Origin of the sequence: Arthrobacter sp. LFS091 (assembly GCF_047977885.1) — a bacterium.
Classification (GTDB): Bacteria; Actinomycetota; Actinomycetes; order Actinomycetales; family Micrococcaceae; genus Arthrobacter.
Genome location: NZ_JBFPFP010000001.1, coordinates 20,826 through 45,941, shown reverse-complemented (window position 1 = coordinate 45,941; position 25,116 = coordinate 20,826). Strand labels below are relative to the sequence as shown.

General features: G+C 62.2%; 23 protein-coding genes, 1 tRNA gene and 1 pseudogene. 15 read left to right on the top strand and 10 right to left on the bottom strand.

Annotated features, from left to right (window positions below; translation table 11 throughout):
* Position 1 precedes the first annotated feature (1 nt).
* Genes ACNQOP_RS00270 through ACNQOP_RS00240 form a run of 7 tightly spaced genes read left to right on the top strand, consistent with a single transcriptional unit; the run spans position 2 to position 5,920 of the window.
* Positions 2-946 carry an ABC transporter permease gene (locus tag ACNQOP_RS00270; RefSeq protein ID WP_416402892.1) on the top strand — a complete coding sequence of 315 codons (945 nt, stop codon included), beginning with the start codon at positions 2-4 and terminating at the stop codon, positions 944-946.
* Positions 943-1,809, top strand: a complete 867-nt coding sequence (locus ACNQOP_RS00265) for an ABC transporter permease (protein WP_416402891.1) — start codon at positions 943-945, stop codon at positions 1,807-1,809. The genes ACNQOP_RS00270 and ACNQOP_RS00265 overlap by 4 nt, the downstream gene beginning before the upstream one ends.
* Positions 1,806-3,464, top strand: coding sequence for a dipeptide ABC transporter ATP-binding protein (locus ACNQOP_RS00260; RefSeq protein WP_416402890.1), 1,659 nt, complete (start codon positions 1,806-1,808; stop codon positions 3,462-3,464). The genes ACNQOP_RS00265 and ACNQOP_RS00260 overlap by 4 nt, the downstream gene beginning before the upstream one ends.
* Positions 3,461-4,060: an LLM class flavin-dependent oxidoreductase gene (locus ACNQOP_RS00255; RefSeq protein WP_416402888.1), complete on the top strand. Its 600-nt coding sequence runs from the start codon at positions 3,461-3,463 to the stop codon at positions 4,058-4,060. Before ACNQOP_RS00260 ends, ACNQOP_RS00255 begins: the two co-directional genes overlap by 4 nt.
* Positions 4,057-4,710 carry a CMD domain protein gene (locus ACNQOP_RS00250; protein ID WP_416402887.1) on the top strand — a complete coding sequence of 218 codons (654 nt, stop codon included), beginning with the start codon at positions 4,057-4,059 and terminating at the stop codon, positions 4,708-4,710. Before ACNQOP_RS00255 ends, ACNQOP_RS00250 begins: the two co-directional genes overlap by 4 nt.
* Positions 4,707-5,309 carry an alkylhydroperoxidase domain protein gene (locus ACNQOP_RS00245; protein WP_416402886.1) on the top strand — a complete coding sequence of 201 codons (603 nt, stop codon included), beginning with the start codon at positions 4,707-4,709 and terminating at the stop codon, positions 5,307-5,309. Before ACNQOP_RS00250 ends, ACNQOP_RS00245 begins: the two co-directional genes overlap by 4 nt.
* Positions 5,310-5,350: 41 nt before the next feature.
* Complete coding sequence (locus tag ACNQOP_RS00240; protein ID WP_416402884.1) at positions 5,351-5,920, top strand: hypothetical protein; 570 nt, start codon at positions 5,351-5,353, stop codon at positions 5,918-5,920.
* Positions 5,921-6,345: 425 nt separating this feature from the next.
* On the opposite strand, the gene ACNQOP_RS00235 is transcribed toward ACNQOP_RS00240, so the two are convergent.
* Positions 6,346-7,341, bottom strand: coding sequence for a Gfo/Idh/MocA family oxidoreductase (locus tag ACNQOP_RS00235; RefSeq protein ID WP_416402883.1), 996 nt, complete (start codon positions 7,339-7,341; stop codon positions 6,346-6,348).
* Between the two features lies 1 nt (position 7,342).
* The gene (locus ACNQOP_RS00230) at positions 7,343-8,542 is read right to left on the bottom strand and encodes a Gfo/Idh/MocA family protein (protein ID WP_257368266.1); all 1,200 of its coding nucleotides are present in this window, start codon (positions 8,540-8,542) and stop codon (positions 7,343-7,345) included.
* A 111-nt stretch (positions 8,543-8,653) separates the two neighbouring features.
* Here ACNQOP_RS00230 and ACNQOP_RS00225 point away from each other — a divergent pair, with 111 nt between their 5' ends.
* Positions 8,654-9,655 carry a LacI family DNA-binding transcriptional regulator gene (locus tag ACNQOP_RS00225; RefSeq protein WP_257368267.1) on the top strand — a complete coding sequence of 334 codons (1,002 nt, stop codon included), beginning with the start codon at positions 8,654-8,656 and terminating at the stop codon, positions 9,653-9,655.
* A 186-nt stretch (positions 9,656-9,841) separates the two neighbouring features.
* Here ACNQOP_RS00225 and ACNQOP_RS00220 read toward each other — a convergent pair whose 3' ends face one another.
* Complete coding sequence (locus ACNQOP_RS00220) at positions 9,842-10,234, bottom strand: STAS/SEC14 domain-containing protein (RefSeq protein WP_257368268.1); 393 nt, start codon at positions 10,232-10,234, stop codon at positions 9,842-9,844.
* 177 nt (positions 10,235-10,411) lie between these two features.
* Between ACNQOP_RS00220 and ACNQOP_RS00215 the strand changes: the two genes are divergently transcribed.
* Positions 10,412-10,942 (top strand): putative glycolipid-binding domain-containing protein, encoded by a 531-nt coding sequence (locus ACNQOP_RS00215; protein ID WP_257368269.1) that lies wholly within the window; start codon positions 10,412-10,414, stop codon positions 10,940-10,942.
* 13 nt (positions 10,943-10,955) lie between these two features.
* Here ACNQOP_RS00215 and ACNQOP_RS00210 read toward each other — a convergent pair.
* Positions 10,956-11,003: pseudogene (locus ACNQOP_RS00210) on the bottom strand (hypothetical protein); the annotation flags it as partial.
* 291 nt (positions 11,004-11,294) lie between these two features.
* A complete protein-coding gene (locus ACNQOP_RS00205; RefSeq protein WP_257368270.1) occupies positions 11,295-11,717 on the bottom strand; it encodes an SdpI family protein in 423 nt (140 codons plus the stop codon).
* A 129-nt stretch (positions 11,718-11,846) separates the two neighbouring features.
* Here ACNQOP_RS00205 and ACNQOP_RS00200 point away from each other — a divergent pair, with 129 nt between their 5' ends.
* From ACNQOP_RS00200 to ACNQOP_RS00190, 3 genes are all read left to right on the top strand, one after another.
* On the top strand, positions 11,847-12,056 hold the full coding sequence (locus ACNQOP_RS00200; protein ID WP_257368271.1) for a sugar phosphate isomerase/epimerase: 210 nt from the start codon (positions 11,847-11,849) through the stop codon (positions 12,054-12,056).
* A gap of 113 nt (positions 12,057-12,169) precedes the next feature.
* Entirely contained in the window at positions 12,170-12,958 is a 789-nt protein-coding gene (locus tag ACNQOP_RS00195) for an SDR family NAD(P)-dependent oxidoreductase (protein ID WP_416402881.1), read from the top strand.
* Positions 12,959-13,142: 184 nt separating this feature from the next.
* Positions 13,143-13,433 (top strand): competence protein CoiA family protein, encoded by a 291-nt coding sequence (locus tag ACNQOP_RS00190; RefSeq protein WP_350309821.1) that lies wholly within the window; start codon positions 13,143-13,145, stop codon positions 13,431-13,433.
* Positions 13,434-13,916: 483 nt separating this feature from the next.
* Here ACNQOP_RS00190 and ACNQOP_RS00185 read toward each other — a convergent pair whose 3' ends face one another.
* Positions 13,917-14,399: a winged helix-turn-helix transcriptional regulator gene (locus ACNQOP_RS00185; protein WP_416402880.1), complete on the bottom strand. Its 483-nt coding sequence runs from the start codon at positions 14,397-14,399 to the stop codon at positions 13,917-13,919.
* 127 nt (positions 14,400-14,526) lie between these two features.
* Between ACNQOP_RS00185 and ACNQOP_RS00180 the strand changes: the two genes are divergently transcribed.
* The gene (locus tag ACNQOP_RS00180) at positions 14,527-15,243 is read left to right on the top strand and encodes an SDR family oxidoreductase (protein WP_257368274.1); all 717 of its coding nucleotides are present in this window, start codon (positions 14,527-14,529) and stop codon (positions 15,241-15,243) included.
* A 43-nt stretch (positions 15,244-15,286) separates the two neighbouring features.
* Positions 15,287-15,805 (top strand): PaaI family thioesterase, encoded by a 519-nt coding sequence (locus tag ACNQOP_RS00175; RefSeq protein WP_416402879.1) that lies wholly within the window; start codon positions 15,287-15,289, stop codon positions 15,803-15,805.
* A 427-nt stretch (positions 15,806-16,232) separates the two neighbouring features.
* Here the strand turns inward: ACNQOP_RS00175 and ACNQOP_RS00170 are convergent.
* Positions 16,233-16,314, bottom strand: a tRNA-Leu gene (locus tag ACNQOP_RS00170).
* 196 nt (positions 16,315-16,510) lie between these two features.
* On the opposite strand from ACNQOP_RS00170, the gene ACNQOP_RS00165 reads away from it, so the two are divergent.
* Positions 16,511-17,116 carry an ANTAR domain-containing response regulator gene (locus ACNQOP_RS00165; protein ID WP_141282080.1) on the top strand — a complete coding sequence of 202 codons (606 nt, stop codon included), beginning with the start codon at positions 16,511-16,513 and terminating at the stop codon, positions 17,114-17,116.
* 133 nt (positions 17,117-17,249) lie between these two features.
* Here the strand turns inward: ACNQOP_RS00165 and pyk are convergent, their stop codons facing one another.
* From pyk to gltB, 3 genes are read right to left on the bottom strand one after another with little or no spacing between them, the layout of a single operon-like run.
* On the bottom strand, positions 17,250-18,743 hold the full coding sequence (gene pyk / locus ACNQOP_RS00160) for a pyruvate kinase (protein WP_416402878.1): 1,494 nt from the start codon (positions 18,741-18,743) through the stop codon (positions 17,250-17,252).
* Positions 18,744-18,798: 55 nt separating this feature from the next.
* Entirely contained in the window at positions 18,799-20,256 is a 1,458-nt protein-coding gene (locus ACNQOP_RS00155) for a glutamate synthase subunit beta (protein ID WP_257368327.1), read from the bottom strand.
* Entirely contained in the window at positions 20,249-24,862 is a 4,614-nt protein-coding gene (gltB, locus tag ACNQOP_RS00150) for a glutamate synthase large subunit (protein ID WP_235520541.1), read from the bottom strand. The genes ACNQOP_RS00155 and gltB overlap by 8 nt, the downstream gene beginning before the upstream one ends.
* Positions 24,863-25,116: the final 254 nt, after the last annotated feature.

Genomic DNA, 25,116 nt, shown 5'->3' with positions numbered 1-25,116 from the left:
CATGCAGCGTTATCTCCTGAACTGTATCGGCCAGGCGGTACTGGTCCTCTGGGCAGCGTTTACGATCGCCTTCGTGCTGTTGCAGGCGCTGCCCGGGGACGCCCTCCTGATCAAGTACCAGAATCCAGACATGGGCCTGAGCCCTGCAGAGATCGCCGACATCCGTAACTCGTACGGGGCAGACACTCCATTGTTCCTGCAATACCTGAACTCCCTCGCCGGCTTCCTCACGGGGAACCTCGGCTATTCAGTGCAGGCCGGGGTGCCCGTTGTTGATCAACTCGCAGCCAATGTACCGTCGACCCTGGCGCTTGCCGGGCTGGGATTCCTGGCCGCTGTCATCCTGGCGACAGCCATCGCGTTCCTCGCCAGCCTCGCTCCCTTCGCATGGCTGCGCAACGCCATCGAGTCCCTGCCGTCATTGCTGGTCTCCGTTCCCGTGTTTTGGCTTGGCATCGTACTGATCCAGATCTTCTCCTTCCGGCTCAAGCTCATTCCCGTGATCAACCCGCCCGAGGCCCTGGGGCTGATCCTTCCGGTGGCGACGCTCGCCGTCCCGATCTCCGCTCCCCTGGCCCAAGTGCTGATCCGCAGCATCGATGACGTGCGCACCCAACCGTTTGTCGCCGTCGCCCGTTCACGCGGCGGCAGCAACGCCTGGGTCCTGGCTCATCACGTGGCCCGAAACGCGGTATTGCCGGCCTTGACCATCGCGGGTGTTCTGTTGGGCGAACTCATTGGCGGCGCCGTGGTGACGGAGACCGTATTCGGGCGCAACGGCGTCGGACAGTTGACGCAGCAGGCCGTCAACAACCAGGACGCCGCAGTATTGCAGGCCGTGGTGGTCCTTGCCGCAGCGGCCTTCGTGCTGGTGAACCTCGCCGTGGATCTGCTCTACCCCGTCCTGGATCCCCGGCTCAAGCAAAAGACAGGAGCACTCACGTGAGCCAGGCAACTGTGGTCCCCGCCCCGCAACGGGACATCCAGCCCAAGGGCCGGGAACGCCGCGCATTTCCCCGGGTCCAGCCAGGACTGGTGCTGGCTTGGCTGGTCCTGGGAATCGTTGCCCTATGGACCATCGCACCGGGACTCTTCACCGGCCACAACCCCACGTCGGGCAAGGCACGAGACAAACTCCTGCCACCAAGCAGCGAGTACCTGCTCGGCACGGATGAACTGGGCCGCGACCTCCTGTCGAGGATGATCCACGGTTCCATCAACTCAGTAACAGGTGCCCTCGTGGCCGTCGGGGTGGGGCTCGTGGTGGGAACCCTCCTGGGACTGCTCGCAGGTTCCCTGGGTGGAGCAACCGACAACGTGGTGATGCGGGTAGTGGATGTGCTGTTGTCTATCCCAAGCCTCCTGCTCTCACTGAGCATCATCATCATTCTTGGGTTCGGCACGGTGAATGCCGCAATTGCCGTGGGCGTGGGTTCCATCGCCAGCTTTGCCCGGCTGTCACGGTCCGAAGTCCTGAGGGTCCGCCGGAGCGACTTCGTTGAAGCTGCCTTCGGAAGTGGCGGCACGTTCGCTTCAGTATTGCGGCGCCACATCCTGCCGAATTCGGCCGGACCGGTGCTTGCGCTCATCGCCCTGCAATTCGGCAGTGCGATCCTGGCGATCTCCACGCTCGGGTTCCTTGGCTACGGCGCTCCGCCCCCCACTCCTGAATGGGGACTCTTGATCGCCGAGGGCCGCAACTACGTGGCCACATCCTGGTGGCTGACCACCTACCCGGGCCTGGTTGTGGTGGCCGTGGTCCTGTCAGCCAACCGCATCAGCCACTCGATCCGAAAGGTACAACCGTGAGCAACGTCCTTACAGAGCCGGCTGCAGCGGCAACGGGACAGAACACACCGTTGCCTGTCCTGGAACTGCGGAACCTGTCGGTGTCCTACGCCGACAAGCACCGAACACACCGCAGGGTGGTCCACGACGTCTCCCTGCAGATCTCCCCCGGCGAGGTCCTGGCGCTCGTGGGTGAATCAGGCTCCGGAAAATCCACCACAGCACAGGCAGTCATCGGCCTCCTCGCCGGCAACGGACGCGTGGACGGCGGCAGCATCCTGCTCAACGGCACGGACATCGCCGGCTGGTCGCAAAAGCGCCTCGAATCCATCCGCGGCGCCAAGATCGCCTTGATTCCACAGGATCCCACGAGTTCGCTGAACCCCGTGCTCACTGTGGGAGCCCAGGTCGAGGAGGTGCTCCGGCTACATACCAAGCTGCCCAAGACCGAACGAAGGCGGCGCGTCCTGGAACTCCTGGAGCGGGTAGGCATACCGGAGCCGGAACGCCGTGCCGGCCAGTACGCCCACGAACTCTCGGGTGGCATGAAACAGCGAGTGCTCATTGCCGCCGCCATTGCCCTGGAACCGCAACTGATTATCGCCGATGAGGCCACCAGTGCACTCGATGTCACCGTGCAGCGCCGCATCCTGGACCTGATCGACGAACTCCGTGCCGAGACAGGGACGGCGGTCCTTTTCGTCACCCACGACCTCGGAGTTGCCGCTGACCGCGCAGACCAACTGGTGGTACTCAAGGACGGCAGGGTCCAGGAACAAGGCCCGACCGCACGGGTTTTGGCCAATCCCACCAGCAGCTACACGAGGCAATTGCTGGCTGATGCTCCGTCTCTTTCGCCTGTCACGGCGCGCCCTGCTCCGACCCCTGGCCGCGACATCGCAGTAGCCGTGTCCAGTCTCATCCAAGAGTTCGAAACCGGGCGCAGCCAGACGCCCTTTCGTGCCGTGGATGACGTGGGTTTCCAGGTGCCCCGCGGACGCACCCACGCCATTGTGGGTGAGTCCGGATCAGGCAAGACCACCACTGCCCGTGCCCTCGCAGGATTCCAGCGCCCCACTTCAGGCAGCATCACCATCAGCGGGCTCGAGTTGTCAGGCCTGGATGCCAAGGGCCTGCGGCAGTTCCGCAAACACGTCCAGTTGGTCTACCAGAACCCCTTCACTTCTTTGGATCCGCGCCAGAGCATCGAACGGATCATCGAGGAGCCCCTCCTGAACTTTGATCCCGTTCCGCGTTCGGAGCGGGAGAGGATCGTCCGCGAATTGCTTGACCGCGTGCACTTGCCTGCCACTCTGTTGCCCAAGCACCCGCGTGAACTCTCGGGAGGCCAGCGCCAGCGCGTCGCGATTGCCAGGGCGCTGGTGCTCAACCCGGAGGTCCTGATCCTGGACGAGGCCGTCTCGGCGCTGGATGTCACCGTCCAGTCCCAAATCCTCACCCTCCTGGAAGAACTCCAGACGCAACTGGATCTGACGTACATCTTCATCACCCATGACCTGGCAGTAGTCCGGCAGATTGCCGACACCGTGTCAGTGATGAGCGCCGGACGGCAGGTAGAGGCCGGACCCGTCACCGAAGTGTTCGACCATCCCCAGCATGCATACACCCGCGAATTGATCGAAGCGATCCCAGGCAACCGAAAGGCACGGCCATGACCCAGCACACGCAAGGATCCAAGCGGATCGGCTTCTTTACGCGATTGCTCGACGACGCCGGACCGGCCGAACGTTACAGGCTCGCCTTGGAGCAGATACAGGCTGCCGAATCCGAAGGGTTCGATGCCGCTTGGGTGGCGCAACACCACTTCAACGAAGCCGAGGGCGGACTGCCTGCACCGTTGATCTTCCTCGCCTATGCCGCTGCCCGCACCTCCCGGATCCGCCTCGGTACCGGAATCATCACCCTGCCACTGGAAGATGACCGGGCAACTGCCCTCCGCTTCGCCGAAACGGGTCTGAGAAGGATCGTCCCGCACTTCGAGCGCCAGGGTCATGTGTTCGCCAGCCACAAGGTGGAGGACCTCATCCCGGCCACGGACTCACACGTGGGTTCGGTTGAGGACGTCGTCGAATCGCTAAGCCGCGACAGCGTCCTGGAGCGGGCCACCGATGTGACTTTCCAGGTGCACTCCATCGACCCACCGCACGAGCACATCCTGCGTTCCATCAAGCTCGCGGCGACACAGGTCGTTCCGCGACTCGGCTGGAAGCCTGTTCCAACACCCGTACCCGCCCTACAAGGAGAGAAATGAGCAACACCTTCACTGACGCCGTCGACGACATACTGGGAGTCATCCCGGGCTCGCCGTTGGACGAGCTGCGGCGCCGCCGCCCAATCACCCGTGACAACACGCAAGCGAGCTACCTCGCGCTGTTCCACAGCGGGCAACTGGACGACGCCGGGGCGACCGAGCGTTACGCCGTCGCCCTGTTTGTTGCGCTTGTTCACGAAAACCACGCCGCCGCTGCCTTCTACGCCTCAGGACTCGTGCAGGCAGGTGCCGACGCCGCCCTGACGGCAGCTGTTCGAGAGGCGGCGCATTCCGCTGCCACGGAAGGTCCCTACGGGAAGTACCGCGAACCGGGTCTGCAGGGCGAGAACACGGCCGGCCTCCAATGGATTGCCGGGCAGGAACTGCGGGATACCCTGAGTCCCCGACTCGCTGCAGCATTGGAGCACGCCCACCTGCTGGTCTTCCGGCCCCGGGAGGCCTCTCCAGCAGCGCTTCAGGCCCTGCTCTCCGCAGGCTGGACAACTACGGGAATCGTGACCCTGTCCCAACTTGTCGCATTCCTTTCCTACCAGCTCCGGATCATCACAGGGCTGGAGCTGCTCAATGTCCCATCTTCGGCTGAAGAAGCCGAGCGTGTCGAAGTACAGAACGAAAGGATCTACTCGTGAGCGATCAGGTCATTACCCACCCTGGGCTGAGCCGCCCCGATGCCTTCACCCAGGACCAGCTGGGCTGGGTGCCCTGGCTGGAGGCCCCGGCTGTAGAGGAACTGACCGAACGGCAGTACGACGGCTTGGTTGACCGGTCGCGCGCGACGAGCGATTATTTTCGACTGCTGGCCCGTGACCCTGACATCCTCGGCGCGAGGACCAGGACAGACAAGGACATTTTCTACAACACCAAGGAAGGTCTCCCCCGAGCCGAGCGCGAGCTCGCAGCGACGGCCACTTCACGGGAGAACGGCTGCGTTTTTTGCGCCTCCGTCCACTCGCGGTTCGCAACCCACTATTCAGAAAGGCACGACGACGTCCAGCGCCTTCTCGACGATGGCCCAACCGCGGACCTCGGCCCGCGATGGAACGCCATTACCGCTGCCGCCGCAGCCCTTGCCCACACGCCTTCCAGCCTGAACACTGGCCACATCCAGGCCCTTAAGGATGCAGGATTGGATGCCCTGGAGATTTCAGACGTCGTCCACGGCGCGGCATTCTTCAACTGGGCCAACCGGCTGATGCTCTCGCTCGGAGAACCCGAAGCCGCCTCCTGAACACTTCCTGACAACACCGCCTCTTCTCGAAAGAAGGGGCGGTGTTGTCGTTTGCCGGCCAGGGGTCACCAACACCACCTACTTCCCCCTACGACACCCCCGGGGATAACATCGCCATCCCGATCAGCTCCACCGAATACGCACAGGTCAACGCTGAGTTCATAGACCGCAGCAGCACAATCGCACCCACCACCCGCGTCACCCTGCCGGCGGCGACCCACAAGCCAGAGGACGCGGCCGCCGTCGAACACCACATGGAAACCATCCAGTTCCGTCCGCCGGCGGCTGCTAACTGCACACTCACCAGCCCCGAGCACGCCGCGCCCATCCCCACCATCGGCTACATCAACTGGTGGGAAGGCAGAGGATCCAAAGCCCACCCATACCTCCAGCTAGCCCTCGACACCGACCCCGGCTACCGCTTCGCGCCTCACCGACCACATGCTCGGCGCCGGCATCATCGCAAGCTGGAACACCAACAAAAACACCGCCTACCGGAACGACTTGGACATGCCATAAGAATCAGGGCTCAACCTGATGGCCTAAAAGCGGTACTTTCCCAGCCACACCATTCCAGATCTACCGGGAGACCACAGCAGCAGGTCCGTTGACAGAGGAACGATCCACGTCGCAGCAGGCCAGCCGCCGTGCACTTCGTTTTGCAGACGCTCAAGAGACATCGCTTAGGTCAAAGCCGGGGCTCAGTGCTACGAACTTAACAGCGTTCAGGGATGTACTAACAACCTTGCCCGAAACGTGGACCAGTAGGGCCACGATTCGATTCACCAGTCCTTCTGGCTCGCTTCCGGCTGGTAGTTCACCCCAGGACATCCGTTACGCCCAGACCCAAACCGCCGAGAATACGCAGCAATCTCGACATGCCCTGACGCACGTGGCTTGCGTCTCCGATCTTGGATGCCTGGACGTTCGACTCAAACGAACAGCAGTATCAGCCGACGGAATTGCGCCTGTCGGCGCTCCGGTCGAACTGCGGATAGATGGAACGTCCAGCTCCTACCGTGTGTGTCCCTTTGCTTCAGTACTTAATGGGTTCCATGCGGCCCGAGCGCAGGGAATGCACGGCTGCTTCGGCGATAGCTTGGGCTTTCAGTCCGTCCTGCAGCGAAGGAATGGACGCCGTGCTGCCATCCAGCGAGGACACGAAAGCGGCGAGGGCCGCCGCATACGTCGGTTGCACGCGCTCAAACCAACCGGGGTGAAGCCCGTCGTCCACCACAGTGCTGCCAGAGTATCTGGACACTGCGCCGTTTCGGTGCCGGCGGGCTTCCACCATCCCTTTGGAGCCCATGATCTCGATCCGTTCGTCATAGCCGTAGCCAGTGCGACGCGCGGAATCGATCTGGACCAATGCCCCGCCGGGGAGCCGCAACGTGACCGCGGAGGTGTCGACGTCGTCGTACTCCGCGATGCCGGGCTCCGCCAGGGCCGAACCCATGGCGAAAACCTCCACCGGGTCCAGGCCGGAAAGCCAGCGAGCGAGGTCGAAGAAGTGGACGGTCTGGTCGCGCATCTGGCCGCCGGATACGGCGATGTAGGACAACGGCGGCATGGACGGGCCTCGGGAGGTGAGCTGGATGAGCTCCACTGCGCCGATCTCCCCCGAGTCCACTACGCGTTTGAGCTCGGCATAGTCGCGGTCGAAGCGGCGGTTGAAGTCCACCATGACGGGCACGCCGCTCTCCTGTGCGAAGGTGGCGGTCTCGCGTGCCCGGTCCAGGTCCAGGTCAATGGGCTTCTCGCAGAGCGCGGCGATTCCGACGGCGGCGGCCCGGCGGAGGTGCCCGGCGTGCGTATCGGTGGAGGACGCGATGAAGACGGCGTCGATCGCCTGAGGGTCGAAGACCTCCTCAAGGGTGGTGGCAGCCGAAGCGCCATGCGCGGCGGCGAGGGTCTGTGCCCGTTGTTGGTCGACGTCGTACACCAGTCGGAAGTCGATCCCGGGGTGGGCTGCGAGGTTGGCTGCGTGGACGGAGCCGATGAAACCGGCTCCGAGGAGGGCGAAACGGGGCATGTCAGAGTGCTGCTTTCTCCAGGTCAAAATTCTTCAGGGCAGAGGCGAGGATTTTCCAGGCGGAGTCATCGTGATGCGATGCCGCGACGGCTTCGACGAACTGAACGCCGATCAAGCCGTCAACGCCCGTCGGGAAGGACAGTTCACGCCGGGGGATCGGCGTTCCATTGCGGCGGGCGCGCAGCACCTGAGCCAGGTCCGAGTAGAAATTGGCGAAGGCCTCAAGGAAGCCCTCCGGGTGGCCGAGGCCCACGCGCGTGAGCCGGGACGCGTCGTCGTGCAAGGTGCTGAGCCCGTGCGTGAGGATGGTGGTGGCCCCTGCGAGGTCCTGGACCTTGAGGTGGTGCGGGTCCTCGTGCTGCCATTCCAGGCTGCCCTTTTCGCCGTAGACCCGGATGCGGAGCCCGTGGTTATGGCCAGTAGCCGCCATGCTGGCCCACAGCCGCGCGGGAACTGAGCCGGTCAGTTCAAGTTCCACGGTGGCGTTGTCGAAAACGCGCCGCCCAGGCACGAACGTCTGCAAGCGGCCGGACAAGCGTTTCGCTTCGAGCCCGGTGATGTAGCGGAGCAGATGGAGGGCGTGGGTGCCGAGGTCTCCCACGACACTCGGGAACCCAGCAATGTCAGGGTTGGTGCGCCATTTGGCTTGTTTGTGGCCTTCGTTCTCGAGGGGTGTTGCTGCCCAGCCCGATGCATGCTCGACGTCGACAAAACGAATGGCGCCCAGCTCGCCGTTGCGGACCATCCGCGCGGCTTGCCGCACCATGGCGTAGGCCGAATAGCAGTGGGGGACAGCAAGGATGGCATCGTTCTCCTCCGCGACCCGGACCAGCTCGGCCGCAGTGGCAGAGTCCCGGGTCAGGGGCTTCTCGCACACCACGGAGATGCCCCTTTGCAGGAACGTCCGTGCGATCTCGAAGTGGCTGTCGTTGGGCGTCGCCACAACCACCACGTCCACACCGTCCTCACGGGCGGCCTCAGCCTCGGCCATCTCCTGGATGTCGCGGTAGTTGCGTCCCGATTCGACGCCGAGTTCGACGGCGGTGGCGTGGGAACTGCTCTCATCGCGCCCGAAAATTCCTGCCCGGAGATCGTAGTGGCCATCCAGCCGCATGGCGTAACGGTGGGTCTTGCCGATGTCGGCGCCCGGACCGCCACCAACCATTCCGGCGACCAACTGCCTCGAATTGGGTGCACTCATTGAAGATCCTCTTTGACTCTTTGGAATTACTTGGACCGGTCCATAATGGAGGTGACGAGCAGGCCCAGTCAAGCCCCTAAGCTTGATGGAAGCTGCGAGAGGAGATACTGCATGCCGGCCACCAAGCCCACCATCCGCGACGTCGCAAGCGCCGCGGGGGTCTCCAAGTCCCTGGTCTCACTGGTCCTCCAGGGGTCGGTCAACGTCAGTGAGGGCCGCCGTCGTGCTGTCTTGGAAGCCATGGAGCAACTGGGTTACCGGCCCAACAGACTGGCCCAACGCCTGTCCGGCCCTCGAAGCGGAACCATCGGTGTGATGCTCAATGACATCCGCAACCCGTGGTTCGTGGAACTGCTGGAAGGGCTTACGGCCTCGCTGCACGCAGCGGGGGTTTCACCGGTCCTCGCCGACTCCTACACCGACACCCGCGTTGGCCGCAGTTCCGTGGAGACCCTGCTGGAGCAAAGGATTGACGGCCTGGTGGTGGTCGGCACTACGACGGAATCCACCGCGATCGAAAAGGCGGCGCAGACTATCCCCGTAGTCCTGGCGGGAACCCGCGAGCCAGTGTTGCCGGGGGTCGATATTGTGGTCAATGACGACGACGCCGGTGCACGCCAGGCCACCGAACACCTCCTCACGCTCGGGCACCGGAGGATCGCACATCTGCAGGGGCCGGCCGAAGTAGGCCGAATCCGGCGGGAATCGTTCGAGCGGACCATGCGCGACGCCGGGCTCGAGCCGGTGGTTCTCGCCGGCGGACTGAGTGAGGAAAATGCGTATGCCGCGGCCAGCCGCTTATTGTCCACGGAGGACAGGCCAACCGCGATCTTTGCCTACAACGACATCGCCTGCATTGGCGCCCTGTCCGCCGCCGACGACCTTGGCCTCTCTGTACCCGAAGATCTGTCCTTGGTGGGCTACGACAACACCTATCTCGCCAAAATCCGACACCTCTCCCTGACCTCCGTGGACAACGGCAACCTGGCAGTTGGCGTAGAGGCCGGCAAGTTCATCCTGCAGCGCCTCGCCACACCGGAGCTGCCCGGCCGGGTTCACCAAGTCCCCTCGCAGCTGCAGGTACGGGGGTCCACAGGGGACGCACCCGGCTAGCGCCCGCCCCGACCCGTAGGGACAAAGCCGCTTGCTGGGTTCCTGGCGCGTCCAACAACACCCGAAGGATCTCCCCGAGCGGACCCTGCAGGTCGTCAGCGGTTGCCGATTCGAGGGTCCGGCGCCGGATCGCATCAGCATTCTCGTTCCCCGAGGATCGGAGGAGAAGCAAGAGTTAGCAAGCCCTCAAGCCAGGGCTTCTGGCGATTGCGCTTGGACGAGCCAAGACATGGCGTCATCTTTGGACGTGAAGAACCTTGTAGGAGAAGGCAGCGTCCGTCGTGACATGGCGAAATTCGCTATCACGCGGCTCACAGGGCTGGTGCCCAATAAAGCAATCCGGGAGGCGGCACACTTGGTGCTGAACACCGCCTTGGCCCCGCGGGTAACTTCCTTGGTGTTCGTGATATCGATGAGCAACGGGAATTCTGCACCGTCCGCGAGTTCGTTGATCGTGGCCATGGCATCGTGGACGTCATCGGCCAGGAGGACCGTATGTGGCCCCCACACCAGATGAAGGACGTCACCATCGGTGAGCGCGACCGTTCCCTTACCGCTGCCGACAGTTATTGGCCTCATCCTTACTCCCCCAATTGTTGTATCCAACAATAACCCCGGGAAGTTCCACTGAGGGAGGGTATGTCGGCCCTATTTAGGTTAACCGGCGCTATCAAACAGTGGCTGGGCAGAAGCTTCCCCATCAGGCAGCTTCCACAGAAACTGTTGCTATCACGGATGCGGTGGGAGGAACTGGCGGTGGACTACACCTGGTATGGCATGCAGACGCGCAGCGTCGAACGGCTCACATTTACGTTGGGCAAAAGTCTCCGGGCTCGATCCATCATCACCTCCTGTGAGGGGCGCTCCGAGTATGAGGTCACCCTTGATGACCAATGGGTCTTTCGTAAGCTCACGCTTCACGGTCACGACAGTCGGAGGCTGGAGGTCCAGCGAGGCAATGACGGAACCTGGGGCGTCAATGGCGAGCGACGCCCGGACCTGGAGGGCGCCATCGACATCGACCTGGGATTCAGCCCCTTCACCAACACCCTGCCGATCCGGCGTCTCAACCTCGCCATTGGATCCCGGGCCGAGATCACCACGGCCTATATCGAAGCTCCCTCGCTCCGGGTGCTGCCAGACCCGCAGGCGTACACGAGAAGCGCCGTCAATCTGTATCTCTATGAATCCCTGGACAGCGACTTCACCTGCAACATCACGGTCGATCCTGACGGTTTCATCATCGACTACCCCGGCCTGTACTCACGCCGCCTACCCCGCAGATAGACCCTCGGATCATCTACAAAATCCACAGGTCACCTGCACTGTCGCGGGCCAAGACATCTGGCTTACGGTCCCCGTTGAAGTCGCCCGGGGGTGCTGACCAGGTTCATGGCGTTCCAGCCGGTGCCGACTTGCTTTAAGGGAAGCCACTGTAGTTTCCTCGGAAATCTGCCTTCTTCGTTGAAACAGTGGTAGCTACAGATGCTTGAGCGGACGAGATACCAACCGGGCCAAGCAGAAGAGATAGCAACATAGCCAGGCTGTTGCTTAAAGTTCGACTTGAAGAACTATAAAAAACAATATCCCCCAATATTAAAGAAGAGAAATTTAGTTATGGACTGATCATCGCTTTGAATTATTCATCGCCAGCTTTGTAGTACATGTGCATGAGCAGGGCCACCATGATGGCCGTGAACCCCATGCCCGAGAAGAAGATCCACGGAACACTTGAATCATCCTTGGGTAGTACTGCAAATATGACCCACAATGTTGCCACAAAACCGATGAGCATCACCGGAATAGCTTTCAGAGCACCTAGAGCTGACGCGCGTGCTGCGTTCCATGCACGCTCAGACGACAGAGTAGCCTTCGAGCGGATGCCAAACGTATAGTTTGGCTTCGAATCGCCGGACTTAACCTGCGATGCCAGCATTTGAATTAGGCCTGCTACAACCAAGAACGCAATCATGAACATTGTCGTGCTGAAAACCGCCCCCAAAACGATCCTTTCACAGTTACGCAATCGGATGACCGAGAAAACTCCAGATTGAAATGCCACGCTAACATTGGCCGTAGCCCGTCGCAAATCACACCCGCTAATTCGCTTTGGCGCCGACCGCTACCCGCCTTTAGTCAGGATTTATCACATGCGAAATAAGGAGAAGCCTCGTCGGCGGCCATCGGACTGGTGCACATTTCCGACACCGGTGTGGACACTTGGGGTCACGACCCCATCGGCACGGGGGTCATCGACTGGGATGGGCTGGGCGACGCCGTCAAGGACACGTGCGGCGTCGGGAATGTCGTGCTGGAGATCATCCGTGAAGACAATCCGGTCCACGAATTTGCGAAAGCAATGCAGGACCTCAAGAACCACGGATGGGAACTGGAGAGTTAGTCCCTCACGCCGGCAACCGGGACCCACAAAGAATTTATTTGAGCATGGAAGAAACCAGCATTGTTGAGGTCTAATTTTCAATGCGAAACAACCTTGAAAGAGGAGTTTGTGTCATGAGGGCTTTGGTCAGTGGCGGAAGCAGCGGAATCGGCGCAGCAGCATCCATGAGACTCGCGGAGGCAGCCATTGCGCGCGGTGAGCAGCCAATGATTGCTGTCTGCGGACACGAACCAAACAGCAGCCAAGAGCAGGTCGTTCGTTCAATCCAGGCTATGGGAGGCGCTGCCATCGCACTGGCAGGTGATCTCGGCGACCCCAATGTGCCCAGCCAGCTGGTCAAAGCTGCAGTTGCAGAATTCGGTGGCCTGGACGCGCTGGTAGCCAACGCCGGGATCGCCAACCCCGGACCCATATGCGACGTCTCCCTTGAAGACTGGGACGCCATGTTCTCCGTCAACCTGCGCGGCCCATGGCTTCTAGCCAAAGCAAGTTACCAGCACCTGAAGGACAGCCACGGCGCCGCCTGCTTCACCTCGTCCATGTCCGGTCAACAACCGCACGCGGGATCCGGCGCTTACAGCCCAAGCAAGGCCGCGCTGACAATGTTGGCCCAGACACTGGCATTGGAATGGGCACCCGACGGCATCCGCGTCAACGTGGTCTCCCCCGGCATGACCCATACCCGGATGACCGAAAAAATGTATGAAGATCCCAAAATCAAGAAGGCACGGGAGGAAATTATCCCGCTCGCAAGAATAGGAGATCCGATGGATATCGCCAACGTGATCGAATTTCTCGTAAGCCCACTATCCGGCTATGTCACCGGTCAAGATATCTGCGTCGATGGCGGCTTCTCCAAGTCCATTCTTAGCCATATCCCCGGACGACCCAGCTCGAAATAACAGACCTGAAGGCCAGTCAGGGCCGCAGGGGCTACCTGCGGCCCCGACATTCAGACGGCCGAATCGTCTCCATATCAAAGATTGCACGCAATGAGGTACCGAAACTTATCCCGCCCAGGCTGGTGACTGACACGGGCTCGCTGCATACCGGCGGTCGCAAGGTGGCCGACGGCGGAGCTTCTTGATGGCCGTTCGAACTTCAGTTAGCAATACACGAGGAGGCACCTTGTATATGGCAAAAAGCATATTGGATGGCAAGGAATGGACCGCAACAGAATTTGCCGGGCTACTTCCGGAAGAGCAGAGAGCAACCCGTCAGGAATTGGCATGCCTTTCTTGTGACGGACAGGCTGTGTTCCGTGCGGGACAGCAGCGTCAGCCATCGTTCGCAGCCCGGCATCGACAGGACTGCCGATTGGTTTCGAGGCCGTGGAGCGCCTTTAAATTCCTTACAGAAGCAGGACGAGGCACTTAGCGTGCCGTACGCATGGTTCCGAGGATTGATCACCACACTTCATCGTCCGTGTCGAGCACTGACGGCTTGTCACGGACGCCAAGACGAGTTTGAGCCTGGGCTCGAGCAAACCCTGTTCGGTTAGATCAATTCAGCTTCGTTGTTTGGCGGCGCCAACAGCTCGGGGGCTGCCAAGCGGGTTGTCCCGGACTTCGGTCCCTGCCGCCTGCGCGTCCGCCCTTCACAGGGGGCTGCACTCGCAGTTTTTCACTGTCCATGCAGCCAGCTGCTGACCTTGCATAGGCGCTCATTCCATGTGTGCACTGACGCTGATCGGCATCTGAGCCCGGCGTACGGTGACGTTCCGCCGCAAAGCTTGAGGAAGCGGCTGCACGACTGGGGCGGGCACTGCAAAGGCAGCAGGGCTAGACAGTTGGTTCAGGCTCAGTAGGGCAAGAGGACGACGGCGGGAGGTACCGCCGTCGTCCTCTTGCCTGTCTGTTTTTAGTCCTCGGACGCCGGCTCCGAACCAGCCGCTGACACAAGCGGCCCGAGCATCAGGCTTCCTTGGGCGAATTCCTCACCGCACACCGCACACGACACCACTGGTTGCAGGTCGGCACCGCAACTGTGCTGGTAGGAAGCACGGGGAGTCTCGTCGCGCATCCACGCACTGCTCCATGCTGCGAGTGCGATGAGGATGGGGGCTACTTCGGCCCCGGAAGTTGTGAGGTGGTATTCGTAGCGCGGGGGGTGTTCGGAGTACTGGACGCGCTCAATCACGCCGCGGCTTTCGAGAGTGCGCAGCCGGCCCGTAAGTATGTCACGGGACGCCCCGGTATTCCGCGCGATCTGATCGAACCGGTGTACGCCCAGGGACATCTCGCGGAGCGCCAGCAGCGCCCACCGCTCCCCCAGAACGTCGAGCCCCGCCGCGATAAAACACGCCCGGGGCCCATCAGGTTCCTTGTTGATCGAACGGTTCACCTGTCACCTGCTTTCGTTTAATTTCCTCAAGTATACAAGTAGGTTGGAAAATCCAACTTACTCCGTTAGTCTGATGCTCTGAGGTCGCGACGACCGCGTCGCCTCCAATCTGAGTTCAGGAGAATCCATGTCATTGCTAGCTGGCGCCGTCGTCCTCGTTACTGGCGCGAATGGAGGTTTGGGCCGCGAGCTCGTGGAACAGGCCCTCGCCCGGGGTGCCGCGAAGGTTTATGCAACGGCCCGCCGACCGCAGGAGTGGAGCGACTCCCGAGTCGTCCCCCTCGCCCTCGATGTCACCAACCCTGACTCGATCCGGACCGCAGTTACTCAGGCCCAGGACGTCACCGTTCTGATCAACAACGCCGGCATCAGCGTCGAATCGGACACGTTCCTGACTCTCTCCGACGAGAAGTTCCGCGAAATCATGGAGACAAACTTCTTCGGGCCGGTTGCCTTGACCAGGGCATTCGCACCGGTCCTCGCTGCCAGCGGGACTTCAGCGGTACTCAACATTCACTCGGTGCTCAGCTGGATCGCCCTCACCGGCGCCTACAGCGCGTCAAAGGCCGGGCTGTGGTCGGCGACTAACTCCTTCCGCCAGGAATTGGCGCCCCAAGGCACGCAGGTCACGGGTGTTCACGTCGGCTACATGGACACAGCCATGGCCGAGGGCGTCAATGCCCCGAAGACCTCGGCCGAGGAAGCCGCACGGAAGTCCTTCGATGGGCTTGAACAGGGTGACTACGAGGTCATCGTGGACGAAATCAGCGCAGGGGTGAAGCTCGGCCTATCTGGGCCGATCTCGGATCTGTACCCCGCATTGGCAGCCAGCACCCCGGTATGACCGCAGCAAAACGGGAAGTCATGAGAGCCCAAAGGAGAACCCTGTGACAACCGACGCCTCCGCAAGACGCTCTGAAACATTCACGTGGATTGATCCGGCAATCGCGCTCGAAAAGCTGCCACGGCTGTCGGGTATGGACTACTTTTCCGGTCTCCGCGATGGCAGCATTGCGCCGCCGCCGATCGCTTCGCTCATGAAATTCGATCTCGTCGACGCGAAGTTCGGACACGTCGAGTTCCAGTGCTGGCCGGGCGAAGCGCATTACAACCCGCTCGGCATGGTGCACGGCGGCCTGGCATGCACGCTCCTGGACACGGTGCTCGGCTGCGCGGCACACACCACCTTGGATGCAGGGATCGGGTACACCTCTATCGATCTGGCGGTCAAGTACCTGCGGCCCATCACGCTTCAAAAAGGCGCGCTGCGCGCGGAGGGGTCAGTTGTCAAAGCAGGCCCGCGGGCAATCTTCACCGAAGGACGCCTCAGCACCGCCGACGGAAAACTCCTCGCCACTGCCACAAGCACGCTGCTGGTCTTCCCGCACCAACCGGGCGGGAAGTAGCTATAGCTGCTCCTCAGTGGGCCAGCCTTTCCCGCCGGCCAAGACGCCGGGGCCCGAAGACACTCGGCTATGTGGTGCTTCCGCCGAGTGTCTTCGGTTTGAGACGGGACCTTCAGGTCTGCTGCATAGCCGGGCTCTATCGGGCCTTGTCCCCACCCGCTTTACCCTGACAATGCAGCCCCGGTCTGCTCACGCCAAAAGATAGCCGGATCCAGGCGGCATCTGCGCAGTTCCTCGAAGTCATGTCGCACTCAGCCCTCACATCCATGAAGAGGTGTAAGGCCAACCACGTCCTACCGAACGCACCAAGAGAGGACCCTACCTCCAGTTCAGAGCAAGCGGAGGGCCAACCAGCCACGGCCCTGGACCTGACCACCAGAATGTACACACGCTAGAGCAAAAACCCCTCTGACGAGGGGGTATGCCGTGCCCGAGGTGGGACTCGAACCCACACACCTTTCGATACTGCATTTTGAGTGCAGCGCGTCTGCCAATTCCGCCACTCGGGCGCGGATTGCCGGGAAGTTAAATCTCGCTGACTGCTCACTTCTGTGAGCAACGCGATCCTTTCCCAGCACGCGAAATTACTATACATGCAGATAGGCTGATTCAAAGAACCGGGCGCGCTGATGCAACAAAAACCAGCCATCAAAGAGTCCACACTAAGATGGACATGAACCCGCCGAACCTTTTCAAGGAGATCCCGTGACCGAACAGACGGAGTCCACGTCCACAAGCCAGCCGGCCCGCCGCGTTGTCGTAGCCGAGGATGAGACCCTCATCCGCTTGGACATTATCGAGATCCTGAAGGGCGAAGGGTACGACGTCGTCGGCGAGGCAGACAACGGCGAGAAGGCCGTGCAGTTGGCTGAGGAGCTCAAGCCTGACTTGGTCCTCATGGACGTCAAGATGCCCGTGATGGACGGCATCTCGGCTGCCGAGAAGATCGTCAAGGCACGCATCGCCCCTGTGGTGTTGCTGACGGCTTTCAGCCAGAAGGAACTGGTGGAGCGTGCACGCGACGCCGGTGCCATGGCGTACGTCGTGAAGCCGTTCTCCCCCGCGGACCTCATCCCCGCCATCGAGATTGCCTTGAGCCGCCATGAGGAGATCAAGGCGCTAGAGAACGAGGTATCCGACCTCCAGGAGCAGTTCGCCACGCGCAAGCTTGTAGAGCGCGCCAAGAGCCTCTTGACCACCAAGATGGGCCTGACGGAGCCGGAAGCTTTCCGTTGGATCCAGAAGACCTCCATGGACCGTCGCCTCAGCATGCGTGAGGTTGCCGAAACCATCATCAACCAGGTCAACTAGCGCCACACCAGCAGCAAAACAACGACGCCGGCCGCTCACCTCACGCGAGGTGCGCGGCCGCCGTCGTACCCGCCTAAAAGCAAAACAAAAGCGGGCCCCACCAAGAGGTGGGGCCCGCTTTCACGACTAAGGACTATGCCTTGGCTTTGGACTTCTTTTCGGGCCACGGGCCAACGGGTTCCTTGCGTGAACCTTCCTCCGTCTTGGACGTGTCAGCGAGGTCGCCTACCTTGTGGACCTTCAGCGAGTTGGTGGAACCGGCCTGTCCTGGAGGGGAACCTGCTGCGATGACAACCAGGTCGCCTTCGTCAACGAGCTCCATTTCCAGCAGGCTCTTGTCCACCTGTGCGGTCATCTCGTCGGTGTGCCCCACGGACGGGACCAACACCGGCTGGATGCCCCACGTGAGGGCGAGCTGGTTCCAGACGTGCTCAACGGGTGTGAACGCGAAGACCGGCTTGACGGGCCGCAGGCGCGAGAGGCGGCGTGCCGAGTCGCCGGACTGGGTGAACGTACAGATGTACTTTGCGTCCAGCTGGTCGGCGATTTCGACGGCGGCACGGGTGATGGCGCCACCGCGGGTCTTGGGCTTGGTGCCCAGCGGGGGGACGCGCTCGAGGCCGTGAACTTCGGTGGACTCGATGATCCGGGCCATGACCTTGACGGTTTCGATGGGGTACTGGCCCACGGACGTTTCACCGGAGAGCATCACTGCGTCGGCGCCGTCGAGAACTGCGTTGGCGCAGTCGGAAGCCTCGGCGCGCGTCGGGCGCGGGTTGTCGATCATGGATTCGAGGACCTGGGTGGCCACGATGACCGGCTTGGCCCAACGGCGTGCCAGTTCGATGGCGCGCTTCTGGACGATCGGCACCTCTTCGAGCGGCAGCTCGACGCCGAGGTCTCCGCGGGCAACCATGATGGCATCGAAGGCGTCGATGATTTCGTGGAGCTGGTCCACGGCCTGCGGCTTTTCGATCTTGGCGATCACCGGCACGCGGCGGCCTTCTTCGTCCATGATCTCGTGGACGCGGGTGATGTCCGAAGCATCACGCACGAACGAGAGTGCGATCAGGTCCGCGCCGCGCTTGAGTGCCCAACGGAGGTCATCCTCGTCCTTTTCGCTCAGCGCGGGAACGTTGACCGCAACACCGGGAAGGTTGATGCCCTTGTTGTTGGAGACCTTGCCGCCAACTGTAACGGTGGTGACGACCTTGACGTCGTCAACCTCGATGGCGCGCAGCGCCACCTTGCCGTCGTCGATGAGGAGGGCGTCGCCTACGTTGACGTCCTCGGTGAGGCTCTTGAGCGTGGTGGAGCAGATGTCCTTGGTGCCGGGAACATCTTCGGTGGTGATGGTGAAGGTGTCACCGACGGCCAGCTCGTGGGGGCCATCAACAAAGCGACCCAGACGGATCTTGGGTCCCTGGAGGTCGGCCATGATGGCCACGGGCTTGTGCAGCTGCGCCGCAGCCTTGCGGACGTTTTCGTAGGTGTTGTCGTGAACGGAGTAGTCGCCGTGGCTCATGTTCATGCGGGCAACGTCAACGCCGGCTTCCAGCACCGCGAGGGTGTTGTCGAAGCTGGAGATAGCCGGGCCGAAAGTTGCCACAATTTTCGCGCGTCTCATATACCTACCCTAAGTAGTTCATGCTGATTGAGTAAAAGAAACGTTCCTGCCGGCGCTATAAGACCGCTATCGCCCGGTCGGTGGGGGCGACCGGTGCCGGGAGAATGGTGCTTCCCATCAGGAACTTGTCCACTGCGGCCGCGCATGCACGGCCTTCCGCAATGGCCCACACAATCAGTGACTGGCCACGTCCGGCATCGCCGGCGACGAACACACCTTCTGTGTTCGTCATGTAGTAGCCGTCGCGGGCAACGTTGCCCCGACCGTCGAACTCTGCGCTGACCTGTTCCGTGATCCCTGCCGGCTCAGCACCGGTAAAGCCAAGGCTCAAGAAAACAAGATCAGCAGGAATAACCCGCTCAGTACCGGCCTTGGGCAGGCGTTTGCCGTCCACGAACTCGGTTTCTGCAACCTTGACGCCGGTGAGTTTGCCGTTTTCTCCGACAAATTCAACGGTGGATGCAAGGTAAGTACGTTCGCCGCCCTCTTCGTGGGCGCTGGCGACCTCGAAAAGGGTGGGGAATGTTGGCCAAGGCTGGTGGCTGGCACGTTCCGACGGCGGCTGCTTGCCGATCGCGAGCGTGGTCACCGATGCCGCCTGGTGGCGGTGGGCGGTACCGATGCAGTCAGCACCAGTGTCGCCACCACCGAGGATCACCACGTGCTTGCCGCGTGCGTCAATGTGGTTCTCGGGGGTCTCCCCCGCAACCGCACGGTTCGACGGGACGAGGTAGTCCATGGCGAAGTGCACGCCGTCAAGGTCGCGGCCGGGGATGGGAAGATCCCGAGGAACGGTCGCGCCGGTCGCAACAACCACCGCGTCGTAACGGCGGCGCAGCTGCTCCCAGGTGACATCGGTGCCAACTGCGACTCCGGTACGGAAACGGGTCCCCTCAGCCTTCATCTGCTCCAGGCGGCGGTCAACCTGTTCCTTCTCCATCTTGAAGTCGGGAATGCCGTAGCGGAGCAGGCCACCGATTTTGTCATCGCGCTCATAAACGGCAACCGTGTGGCCCACGCGGGTCAGCTGCTGTGCAACTGCCAGGCCGGCAGGACCCGAGCCAACCACGGCCACCGTCTTACCGGTGAGGCGCGTCGGCGGAAGGGGCTGGACCCAGTCGTTCTCGAAGGCCTGGTCGATGATCGAAACCTCAACCTGCTTGATGGTCACGGCGGGCTGGTTGATCCCCAGCACGCACGAGGCCTCGCAGGGCGCCGGACACAGGCGGCCAGTGAACTCCGGGAAGTTGTTCGTGGCGTGGAGGCGCTCAATCGCTTCTTCACCCTTGTCACGCCACACGAGGTCGTTCCACTCGGGAATGAGGTTACCCAAGGGGCAGCCCTGGTGGCAGAACGGAACGCCGCAATCCATGCAACGGCCGGCCTGGCTCTTCAGGACACCCTTTTCCTGGGCCTCGTACACTTCTTTCCAGTCCATGATGCGGACGGGAACGGGACGGCGTGGCTGCGTTTCGCGCTGCCGGACTTTCAGAAATCCGCGTGGATCAGCCACCGGTTACCTCCAGGATTCGGGACCATACTTCTTCGCCATCGGGGTCAAGGCCCTCTTCAATGGCGTCGAGACGGGTCTGCAGGACTGCGGCGTAGTCGCGCGGCAGTACTTTGGTGATGCGGGCGGCAGTGTCGTCGAAGTTCTCGAGCAGACGGCCGGCCAGGACGGATTCGGTTTCCTCGACGTGCTTGGTGAGCAGGCCGTGGACAATGTCGCGGTCCTCGGCGTCGAGCTCCAGGAGTTGGAGTTCGCCGGTGTCGAGGGCCAACTTGTTGACGCGCTCAGGCTGGAGGTCCAGGACATAAGCGGTACCACCGGACATGCCGGCACCGAAGTTACGGCCGGTGCGGCCGATGATCAGCGTCTGGCCACCGGTCATGTACTCGCAACCGTGGTCGCCAATACCCTCGACGACGGCGGTCGCGCCGGAGTTGCGGACCAGGAAGCGTTCGCCCACCTGGCCACGCAGGAACATTTCGCCGCTGGTGGCACCGTAGCCGATGACGTTGCCGGCAATGACGTTGCGCTCAGCCTGGAACACGTTGGTGCGGTCCGGACGGACGATGATGCGTCCACCCGAAAGGCCCTTGCCAACGTAGTCATTGGAATCGCCGAACATGCGCAGTGTGATTCCGGCAGGTAGGAACGCGCCGAGGGACTGGCCCGCGGTGCCGTTGAGCGTGATGTCAATCGTGTCAGTTGCCAACACATCGACGCCGAAGGTCTTGGTCACTACGTGGCCGAGCATCGTACCCACGGAACGGTCCGTGTTGATGACGTCCAAGGTGATCTTGACGGGCATGCGGTCGCTGAGCGCTTCCTGGGCCATGGTGATCAGGCGCTGGTCAAAGTGCTTGTCCAGCTCATGGTTCTGGCCGGTCATGTTGCGCAGCGGCACGTCGTCGTCGAACTCGAGGCCGTGCAGGATCGGATCCAGGTCCAGTCCTTCGGCCTTCCAGTGGTTGATTGCCTCCCGGGTGTCCAGTACCTCGGCGTGGCCGATTGCCTCTTCAAGGCTGCGGAAACCGAGCTCGGCGAGGATTTCGCGGACTTCTTCTGCGAGGAACTCGAAGAAGTTGACTACGAACTCGGGCTTGCCGTTGAACCTGGAGCGAAGCTCGGGGTTCTGCGTGGCAACGCCCACCGGGCAGGTATCGAGGTGGCAGACGCGCATCATGATGCAGCCCGAAACCACCAGCGGAGCGGTTGCGAAGCCGTACTCCTCGCCACCCAGAAGGGCAGCAATGACGACGTCGCGCCCGGTCTTGAGCTGGCCATCGACCTGGACCACTACGCGATCACGGAGACCGTTGAGCATGAGGGTCTGCTGGGTCTCGGCCAGGCCGAGTTCCCACGGCACACCCGCGTGCTTGAGCGAGTTCAGCGGTGAGGCGCCCGTACCGCCGTCGTGACCTGAAACAAGCACGACGTCGGCCTTCGCCTTGGTGACGCCGGACGCCACCGTGCCGATCCCGACTTCCGAGACAAGCTTCACGTGTACACGGGCCGAAGGATTCGCGCGCTTGGCATCGTAGATGAGCTGCGCGAGGTCTTCGATCGAGTAGATGTCGTGGTGCGGGGGCGGGGAAATGAGCCCCACGCCGGGAGTGGAGTGACGGGTCCGGGCTACCCAGGGGTAGACCTTCTGTGCCATCAGCTGGCCACCTTCGCCGGGCTTGGCGCCTTGGGCCATCTTGATCTGGATGTCCTCGGCGTTGGTCAGGTAGAGGCTGGTCACGCCGAAGCGGCCGGATGCGATCTGCTTGATCGCCGAACGACGTTCCGGATCGAGCAGGCGGTCAACGTCCTCGCCGCCTTCACCCGTGTTCGACTTACCGCCCAGACGGTTCATGGCGATGGCCAGAGTCTCGTGCGCTTCCTTGGAGATGGAGCCGTAGCTCATGGCCCCGGTGGAGAAACGCTTGACGATGCTGGAGACGGGCTCCACTTCCTCGAGCGGAACAGCCGGGCGGACACCGTCCTTGAACTTGAGGAGCCCGCGAAGGGTCATCAGGTTTTCGGACTGGTCATCGATGCCCTTGGTGTAGGACTTGAAGATGTCGTAGCGGCGTTCGCGGGTTGCGTGCTGCAGGCGGAACACCGTCTCCGGGTTGAAGAGGTGCGGTTCGCCGTCGCGGCGCCACTGGTACTCGCCACCACCAAGCAGCGGCTGGTGCGGGTGCTCGATGCCGCCTTCCGGGTACGCCATCTGGTGGCGTGCCGAAACCTCTGCGGCGATAACGTCCAGGCCCACGCCACCCAGCTGGGAGTGGGTGCCGGAGAAGAACTCATCCACCAGTTCCTGGGACAGGCCCAGGGCCTCAAAGGTTTGTGCGCCCGTGTAGGAAGCCACCGTGGAGATGCCCATCTTGGACATGATCTTCAGGACGCCCTTGCCGAGGCCCTTGATGAGGTTGTAGACACCATCCTCGGGCGTGACGCCAACGACGTCGCCGTTGGAGATCAGCTGTTCCACCGATTCCATGGCCAGGTACGGGTTCACAGCCGACGCGCCGTAGCCGATCAGCACAGCCACGTGGTGCGTCTCGCGGACGTCGCCGGCCTCGACCACCAGGGCGGTCTTGGTGCGGTTGGCGCTGCGAAGCAGGTGGTGGTGGACAGCGCTGACAAGGAGCAGCGACGGAATCGGCGCCCACTGGGCGTTCGAGTCACGGTCGGACAGCACGACGTACTGCACGCCGCGGTTGATCGCGCCGGAAACCTGCTCGCAGATTTCGGTCAGGCGGGCACGCAGGGCCGCTTCCCCGCCCTCGGGGCGGTACAGGCCGCGGACCTTCATGGCGATGCGGTCGCCGTCGGGCGTTTCAATGTTGGCGATCTTGGCGAGCTGATCGTTATTGATCACCGGGAACGGCAGCGAAATCTGCGGCTGGCGGACCTGCTTGCCATCCAACAGGTTGCCGTTCGGTCCGATGGCACACTTCAGTGAGGTGACCAGTTCCTCGCGGATGGCGTCCAGCGGCGGGTTGGTGACCTGGGCGAACGACTGCACAAAGTAGTCGAACAACAGCCGCGGTCGCTTGGAGAGCACGGCGACGGGCGTGTCCGAACCCATGGCACCAAGCGGCTCGGCACCAGTGCGGGCCATCGGACCAAGCAGGATCTTGAGCTCTTCGGTGGTGTAGCCGAACGTGCGCTGGCGGATGTTCACCGACGCCGCGGTGTGGAGCACGTGCTCGCGCTCGGGGAGCTCGTTGATGTCGATCAGGTTGTCCTTGAGCCACTCGGCCCACGGATTGGCCGCAGCAACTTCCGCCTTGACCTCGGCGTCGTCGATGATGCGGCCGGCTTCGGTGTCCACCAGGAACATCTTGCCGGGAGCCACGCGGCCCTTCTTGACCACGTTGGAAGGCTCAACCTCGATCACGCCAACCTCGGAAGCGAAGATGACCAAGCCATCTTCGGTGATCCAGTAACGTCCCGGGCGCAGCCCGTTGCGGTCAAGGGTGGCGCCGACCAGGCTACCGTCGGTGAACGACACGGCTGCCGGACCGTCCCACGGCTCCATGAGCAGGGAGTGGTACTCGTAGAAAGCACGGCGGGCCGGATCCATGGTGGCGTGGTTCTCCCAGGCCTCCGGGATCATCATCATGATCGAGTGCGTGATGGGGCGGCCGGAAAGCCAAAGGAGCTCAGCCACCTCGTCGAAGGAGGCCGAGTCCGAGGCGCCCGGGGTACAGATCGGGTACAGCTCTTCAGGCACGGAGCCCAACAGGGGGCTGGCCAGCTGTGACTGGCGGGCACGCATCCAGTTGCGGTTGCCCTTGACCGTGTTGATTTCGCCATTGTGGGCGATGGTGCGGAACGGCTGCGCCAAAGGCCACGAAGGGAACGTGTTGGTGGAGAAGCGCGAGTGCACGATCGCAAGCTTGGTCTTGAAGCGCTTGTCCGAAAGGTCCGGGTAGAACGGCTCAAGTTGCGCGGTGGTGAGCATGCCCTTGTAAACGATGGTGCGCGAGGACAGCGAGGGGAAGTAGACGCCGAACTTGTTCTGCGCCCGCTTGCGGATACGCCAGGCACGGGAGTCCAGCTCATTGTGATCGAGCTGTTCACCGTTGGCAGAGGCGAAGAACGGTTGTGAGAAGTACGGCATGCACGCACGAGCCATGGCACCGACGAGGTCGGCGACCACGGGAACCTCGCGCCAGCCGAGAACCGTAAGGCCCTCGTCAGCGGCAAGTGCTTCGATTCCGGCCTTCGCGTTGTCGGCTTCGCGTGATTCAGCGGGGAGGAAAGCGGTGCCCACAACGTATTGGCCGGGGGCGGGCAGCTCGAATTCTGCAACTGCCCGGAAGAACTCGTCCGGGACCTGCATGAGCAGTCCGGCGCCGTCTCCGGTGCCTTCATCGGCGCCAACAGCGCCGCGGTGTTCGAGATTGCGGAGGGCGGTCAGTGCCGCTTCCACGATGTCGTATCCCGGTTCCCCGCGGAGCGTGGCAATAATTGCCAGACCGCAGGCATCCTTCTCCTTGTCAGGGTTGTAAAGACCCTGGGCCTCCGGGAGCGCAGCAAAGCGCTTGAACGGAGACATGGCACCCTGAGGTTCGATATTTTCGGACCAACCGGGGTTATGAAGATGGGTCATGGGAGACGTCCTTCCTCGAGATCGTGCGTATGGAAGGGACAACGTTGGCCCCACCTTGCCTACCCTGTGACGGGCATAACAAAGCGCTAGTACTTGGAATTGTAGGCCAGCCGATCCAGCGCAACGAACAGTTACGCAGACCACTGGCCCCGGCTTGACCAGCGAACATCGGTATGCTGCGGTCCGGTTTCCGGGGTGCCACGACGCTGTGGACTGGGCCCTACGAGCGGTGACTCTGTTGCCCCTGTACCGAC